We start from the raw sequence: 1,484 nt of genomic DNA on the forward strand, positions 1-1,484 counted from the left end.
AAGGGAAAATCCGAATAAACTTTCTACTTCAACTATTTTATCTTCAGCTAAAGAACCTCCTGAAAAAAGCCACTTTTTTACTCCCATAAATTCATCTCCTAAATCTTTTTTAATTCTCTATTTTTGATTAGCTATACAGCCTATTAATCTCTTTATTTTTAGTCTTATCCCTTTTACAATCTTTGTTATCTCTTATCCATCTTACGTTTTATGTATGCAGCAATTTCTGTTTGTCCGAATTCTTCAGCATATTCATAAGCATTCATATTCGTGAAGTTTTCTCCAGTGTATCTAATTGAAATATCTATTCCTTTTTCAACTAGAAACTCAACTACTTCTTTATGTCCGTCATAAATTGCTCCAAATAGTGGATTTCTTTTTGCTAAACTTACATCCAATTCGGCACCAGACTCTACTAAATATTTTACTATCTCCAAATGTCCCGCTCCTGCGGCCAAATTTAATGCAGAAGCATCAAATGTACCACCTTTTGTATTAATGCCGATTCCTTTATGAATCAAATATTCTACTATTCCAAAATGTCCTTTCTTTGCTGCAACATGTAACCACGTACCAAATGGTGTCATTAAATGTAAAAATTCTGGATTATCACCTATTACACGTTTTACTTCATTAATATCACCAAGCTTAATAGCATTTCTTATAGTTTTATTTATACGTTTATCCTCCATAACATCACCTCCTATATTTCTATTATCTTGTCTAGCTATGTCACTTAAATTTGCAAGAACACCAACTATTCAGCGGAATACCTATAATCAACCTTTACATTTTTTAATCCTTCTATTACATTATTTATTCTTCTCGATAAATCTTTTATTTCCTCTACTGTCAATTCACCTTCTGCCTCTTGAGGGTTAAACATACTTAGCCTCTTTGTTATACCTTCAATACTCCCAACAAAAACCATATGATGATCGACTGTTATTTCTCCTATGGCAGTATCAACTATAACATCTTCAATCTTTCCTAAATTATCAAATTCATCCGCTAGTTTTGCTATAGCATACCTATATCCTCTCCCTTCATCTAACAACTCTTCATACGCCTCCTGAATTGCATTAAATAATTCGTTATACTCCCAATTTTTCATACATCCTCCCTCCAAAAAAATCCCCACGCTTATGTGAAAATAATCTTTCAACACAAATATGAGGACTTCCTTATTTCATTACTATACTTTATACATTTTATGCGTTAGAATCTTCGTCTTTCACTTTATATACCCTATCTCTTTTCTCATCACTTTTGACAAAAATAAGCTTTCCTTCTTTAACAAAACCTTCTAATAGTAAGCATACTTGCCCGTATGCTTTAGGCTTATCAGTTGTGAATCTTTCATCTGATATTTTACCAGCTCGTATTAATTGTTCGCACAGCTCAAGTGCAATTCACAACTGATAAGCCTAAAGCATACGGGCAAGTATGCTTACTATTAGAAGGTTTTGTTAAAGAAGGAAAGC

The 1,484-nt window shown here is 32.7% G+C and carries 2 protein-coding genes and 2 pseudogenes; 1 reads left to right on the forward strand and 3 read right to left on the reverse strand.

Going from position 1 to position 1,484, the window contains the following annotated elements; translation table 11 throughout:
* Positions 1 to 185: 185 nt before the first annotated feature.
* From AC1DTM_RS26170 to AC1DTM_RS26180, 3 genes and pseudogenes are all read right to left on the reverse strand, one after another.
* Positions 186 to 692, reverse strand: a complete 507-nt coding sequence (locus tag AC1DTM_RS26170) for an ankyrin repeat domain-containing protein (protein WP_016105409.1) — start codon at positions 690 to 692, stop codon at positions 186 to 188.
* Between the two features lie 65 nt (positions 693 to 757).
* A complete protein-coding gene (locus AC1DTM_RS26175) occupies positions 758 to 1,114 on the reverse strand; it encodes an Imm3 family immunity protein (protein WP_016105410.1) in 357 nt (118 codons plus the stop codon).
* A gap of 97 nt (positions 1,115 to 1,211) precedes the next feature.
* Positions 1,212 to 1,409 (reverse strand): annotated as a pseudogene (locus tag AC1DTM_RS26180) (DUF3895 domain-containing protein); the annotation flags it as partial.
* On the opposite strand from AC1DTM_RS26180, the pseudogene AC1DTM_RS26185 reads away from it, so the two are divergent.
* A pseudogene (locus AC1DTM_RS26185) lies at positions 1,409 to 1,484 on the forward strand (DUF3895 domain-containing protein); the annotation flags it as partial. The pseudogenes AC1DTM_RS26180 and AC1DTM_RS26185 overlap by 1 nt on opposite strands.

It is taken from the genome of Bacillus sp. P4_D3 (assembly GCF_056401855.1).